We start from the raw sequence: 5,011 nt of genomic DNA on the forward strand, positions 1-5,011 counted from the left end.
AGCCGATGAGACTGACCCTGTTTACGTAGCATCAGTAGCGAGTGGCATTACCGCAACAGATACTACTAACTGGAACAATAAATTGAATGCCGAAGTTGATGGTTCTGTTACTAATGAACTACAAGCATTGAGCATTAGCAACGACACCATTTATCTGAGCAATGGTAATTTTGTGAAACTTCCTACAACAAGCGAAACTGACCCTTTATTTGTTACATCGGTTGCAAGTAGTATTGCAACAACAGATACTGCAAGATGGAACAACAAACAAAATCAATTGACTTCAGGAACAGGAATTAGCATTATAAACAATATAATAAGTGCTGTCGCTGGTGGAACGCATTATTTAGGTGAAGAATATTTAGATGGTATAATATTTTATCTTTATATTGGAAATGACGGATTACAACACGGCTTAGTTGTTTCTAAAGTTGAAAGTACCGGTAATTGGGGAGATGAAATAACCGTAGTAGGTGCAGACAGAACAGAAGATGGTTTATATAATACTAATATGATGTCTGCTAGTAGTACAGCAAAAATATGGGTTCAGAGTTTAGGAACAGACTGGTATCTTCCTTCACAGGATGAATTTAGTTTGCTTTGGCATAATCGTTTTCATGTAAACAAAACAGCCAGAACTATTGGCTCAGCTATAATAACAAATGGACAGTCATATTGGACTAGTACAGAGTATGATGTAAGTCATGCGTTTTACTATGCTGTAGCATACGGTTGGACGGATTATAGTTATTACAGTAAGTCGAATAATTGCAGAATCAGAGCTATTCGTTCATTTTAACACTAAATATTTTGAATAAAAGAAATGAACAACGAAACGCTAACAAAGTGTATATGCCATAAGAGTTTGAGGGGGGGTATCCAAACATTGTAGCCCGCTCCAATTTTCGTATTGATGGACAGGTAACTGCTCCGCAATCTCTTACGGCACATACACTCAAACGTTATGCACAAGCTTAAAAAAGACACAGCATATGAAAAGACTTAACATTTTAATTTTGACAATTTTGTTTATCACATCTTGTCAATCAGGAGATACTGAACGATTGGTAACAATTGATAATAAATACTCTATTTCGTTACCTTCCTTTTTAGTTAAAGCAAGCACGACTTTAAATTCAGATGCTTCTTTACAGTATCTGCACACTTGGAAAGAATTTTATGTTATAGTTATTGACGAATCAAAATCAGAAATGCAAAAGGCATTGACTGACAATAATCTTACAGATAAATATTCAAATGATATAAAAGGATATTCCGAGTTACTTTTAGACGGTTTTGAGCAGTCAATTTCAATATCTCACAAATCGGATATGGTAGACACTTTAATTAATAATTTGCCAGCGAGAGTTTTAACAATTAATGGACGAGCTGAAGGGATAGATGCTTTTTATTCATTAGCATTTATCGAAGGTAAAGAAAGATATTATCAAATTATGACTTGGACTTTATCAAATAAAGAATATGAATACAAAGACAAAATGAGTAAAATACTGTATTCACTTAAAGAACTTTAAATCAAATATAAAATGTTTGAAAACTCTTGGAATAATATAATAGATTGGTTTCGTGACAGAAGCGAAAGAGCAAAACTTGTAAGAAGTTTTAATGAATCAGCAAAAAATTCTTTTGTTTCAGGTATTGCCCCAACACTTTTAAAAGCAAGCATTTCTAAAGGAGAAAGCTCATACAAACACCAGTTTTCAAATTGGTTAAATTCAGGTTATAGAATTCAGGCATTCACTGGTCGGGTTTTAACCAAAGATGAACTAATTTATATTGGCAAGGTCATTCTCGCCGATAGTGTTTTGGTTCGTAAACTTATTGTACTTGGTTTTGATACATTAGAAATACACGGAGACGCTGGAACATACGGTTGTAGATGGCAACTTAAAGATTATATACCACTACCAAAATTTAATGAAAATGAATGACACAATAATTCAAGACAGCATTAAAGTAGCAAGTAAAGCTATTTTAAAAATTTCAGAAACAAATGAATCTACAAATTTATGGATGTGGATTGCATTAGCGGAATTTGGAATAATTGTCTATTTCATATTAAAGGGAAAATTCAAATCTAAAGTTTCAGCTAAACAGCAGTTTAAATCTGAATCCATGAAACAAGAAATTGACTTTAATAATATTATAAATAGTTCATTTAATTCAGTAAAACTTTACGATGAATTAAAAGTTAAATGTCATCCAGACCGCTTTCCAATGGATAAAGAGAAGAACTTAATAGCAGAAAGTATTTTTCAGCAAATAACAAAAAACAAAACAGATGTCAAGCGTTTGCTTGAATTAAAAGAAGAAGCAATTCAGAAACTTAATATAAACTTTTAAATCTTAAAACTATGCAAATCGTAATTTGGCTAATTGTTTCAGCATTAGTTGCGTTGTTAGGTAGCAATCGCAAAATTGGATATGGTTGGAGCTTACTACTATGTCTTTTTCTTTCACCAATTATCGGATTAATAATAATTCTCTTTTCAAAGAAAGTTGATAGTGTAGAATTCGTTGATGTAAAAAAGGAAAATGAACAAAACTAAAATCTTATGAAAACAACAGGAATAATTTTACTTGTAATTGGTTGTTTATCGACACTTGGTGGGATAATTGGTACAATTGGAGGTCGAGAACCAAATTTTGCTGGCTTAACTTTTGTCGTCATTGGTGGATTTTTAATGTACAGAGCAAACCAAAAAAAGGAAGAGGCAGAAAAGAAAAAACAATGGGAAGAAGGTAACTCAAACAAAGATTAACAAAAGCCAGTGCATAACAACGGGTATAAAATATAGCGGTTTCAGTGGGTTTTCGAGCGTTTCGTCCCGCATCATGTTTTGTATCGTGGGATACAGACGCATCTCCGCAATCCGCTACATTTCATACCCGCGACCGTTATAGCCAATGCAAAAATTTAATTTAATGATAAATAAATATCTTCTTTCAGACAATGACAAATCAGTTGACAGACTTACGCAACCTGACTTGACTGCATTTCATAGACAAGACAGTTACAGACTGACTTCGACTGACAAGAAAAAAAATATTTATTTCCCCCGCTTCGCATTTTTAAAAATTTCAAAAAGTGTTGCAGCACATTTGCATGTTGCCGCCTTCGGCGGCTGGGCTTCGCCCACCACATGCAAAAGAGCTGCACTATTAATTACAAGAAAATGACAGACCAAACAACAGATAAATTTTTTGATCCAAAACGTATCAAAAATAATTTAATTACAGCATCTCTTTTTCTATCCTATTATGAAATTCTTTCAAATATTATAATTGAAAAAATCTGTAATTTTTATAATATTGAACGTAATAAGAATGGTAAACAAATTTGTTCAAGAGAATATAAAGAAGATATTATAAACCGAAAATTTAATAATAAAACAAATATTTTCAGATCATCATATTTATGGCTAAAAGATCACAAAGCGATTACCGAAGATGATTGTGATAAAATAAGAAAAATTAAAGAAGAGAGAGATCGAATAGCACATAATCTTCCGAAATTTCTTTTTGAAAATAATTTTGAAATTAAAACCGATCTTCTTGATCTAATAAAAGGAATAACTTTGAAAATAGAGAAATGGTGGATTGTGGTTGTTGAACTTGATGGTATAAAAGTAAATATTGATGATATACAAACTGGTTCTGAAACTTTATTTGAATATATTTTTAATATTGCTAGTTTTGATTTAGATGAATTAGAGAGAAATATTACTCGTATTTTAAAAGAAAAATCAATTTAATATTAAGTAGAAACTTTAAAAGGACTAATATGAGAAAAGCAAAGATATTAATCGGGCTAACTTTTATCACATTTGTTTTATTCTCATGCGCAGGTGATAAAACGAAAAATAAAAAGAATCATTTGACAGATTTAAAATTAAAAGGAGATGTTAAATCATTAACCGAAACTATATATGATGCTTCAGAAAAGTTTGGTGAAATTCAAAAAGGTGAAAAAAAATATAAATATTTCTCTCTGTTTAATGAGGATGGAAATAAAACTGATTATAGCGAAAATAATTTTCCAAGCCTAATGAGCAACTTTGATAAAAAATATGATTTCAAATATGACGATAAAGGGACAATAATTGAATGGAACTTGTACAAGTCAAATGGTAAATTGGACAGAAAAGAAAAATACAAAATTGATGACAAGGGTAATAAGATTGAAGAAAATTGGTATGATGGAGATGGCAGCCTGAAATTTAAAATTATTTTCAAATACGATGAGAAAGGAAATTTGATTAAAACAAATTGGTATAACTCTCATGATAGTTTGAAATTTAAAGAAGCTTTTAAATATGATAGCAAAGGGAATCAAATTGAATATATAGAATATAAATATGCTGCTGACAGTAGTTTGGTTATTAAACAAACATTTAAGTATGATGATAAAAATAACCAGATTGAAATGAATGATTGTAATATTGACGGAAGTATTAATTGTAAATATACTTACAAATATGATGAAAAAGGAAATGAAATTGAGAAGATAAATTACGCACCTGATGGTAGCATTACAGAAAAAGTGAATAGTGAATATGCCTATGACGATAAAAACAACTGGATAAAAAAGACAGAGAAATCATTATTAAAAATATTTGGATATGAAAGTATCACTTATAATATCACTGAACGAGAAATAGTATACTATTAAATGTCGATTGCAAGCACATTTGCAGCTTAATTTTAAAGGTAAAAAGTGTTTAGCTGCAAAAGAGCTTGCAAAGACAAAAAGAAATTTTTAAAAATGCCCGACGCACGACAGACTTTAAATTAAATGACAACAAAGCATGATACAGACAAGAAAGAAAAGTGTTGCACATGGCTATAACTTATGTCTGCCGTCATGCAGCGTGACTAAACATCACTTGACTCCTGACTTTGACGTGCGACTTCGCTGCACGTCGGCAGCCATGTGTCGTTACCAGCAATAAGCGAGAGAAAAAAAGTTTTTTGACAAATAATTTGACTC

The 5,011-nt window shown here is 31.4% G+C and carries 8 protein-coding genes; all 8 read left to right on the forward strand.

Features of this window, described 5'->3' with window-relative positions; translation table 11 throughout:
• Positions 1-799 (forward strand): hypothetical protein (locus PKK00_13155; GenBank protein ID HNW99350.1); only part of this gene is annotated, 799 nt, incomplete at its 5' end.
• Positions 800-992: 193 nt separating this feature from the next.
• Entirely contained in the window at positions 993-1,535 is a 543-nt protein-coding gene (locus PKK00_13160; protein HNW99351.1) for a hypothetical protein, read from the forward strand.
• A 12-nt stretch (positions 1,536-1,547) separates the two neighbouring features.
• On the forward strand, positions 1,548-1,952 hold the full coding sequence (locus PKK00_13165) for a hypothetical protein (protein HNW99352.1): 405 nt from the start codon (positions 1,548-1,550) through the stop codon (positions 1,950-1,952).
• Positions 1,945-2,364 (forward strand): hypothetical protein, encoded by a 420-nt coding sequence (locus tag PKK00_13170; protein ID HNW99353.1) that lies wholly within the window; start codon positions 1,945-1,947, stop codon positions 2,362-2,364. The genes PKK00_13165 and PKK00_13170 overlap by 8 nt, the downstream gene beginning before the upstream one ends.
• A gap of 212 nt (positions 2,365-2,576) precedes the next feature.
• Positions 2,577-2,783 (forward strand): hypothetical protein, encoded by a 207-nt coding sequence (locus PKK00_13175; GenBank protein HNW99354.1) that lies wholly within the window; start codon positions 2,577-2,579, stop codon positions 2,781-2,783.
• A 163-nt stretch (positions 2,784-2,946) separates the two neighbouring features.
• Entirely contained in the window at positions 2,947-3,201 is a 255-nt protein-coding gene (locus PKK00_13180) for a hypothetical protein (GenBank protein HNW99355.1), read from the forward strand.
• Positions 3,198-3,776: a hypothetical protein gene (locus tag PKK00_13185; GenBank protein ID HNW99356.1), complete on the forward strand. Its 579-nt coding sequence runs from the start codon at positions 3,198-3,200 to the stop codon at positions 3,774-3,776. The genes PKK00_13180 and PKK00_13185 overlap by 4 nt, the downstream gene beginning before the upstream one ends.
• Before the next feature lie 29 nt (positions 3,777-3,805).
• On the forward strand, positions 3,806-4,693 hold the full coding sequence (locus PKK00_13190; protein HNW99357.1) for a hypothetical protein: 888 nt from the start codon (positions 3,806-3,808) through the stop codon (positions 4,691-4,693).
• The last annotated feature ends 318 nt before the right edge of the window (positions 4,694-5,011 follow it).

The organism is Bacteroidales bacterium (assembly GCA_035353855.1).
Lineage (GTDB): Bacteria > Bacteroidota > Bacteroidia > Bacteroidales > CG2-30-32-10 > DAOQAK01.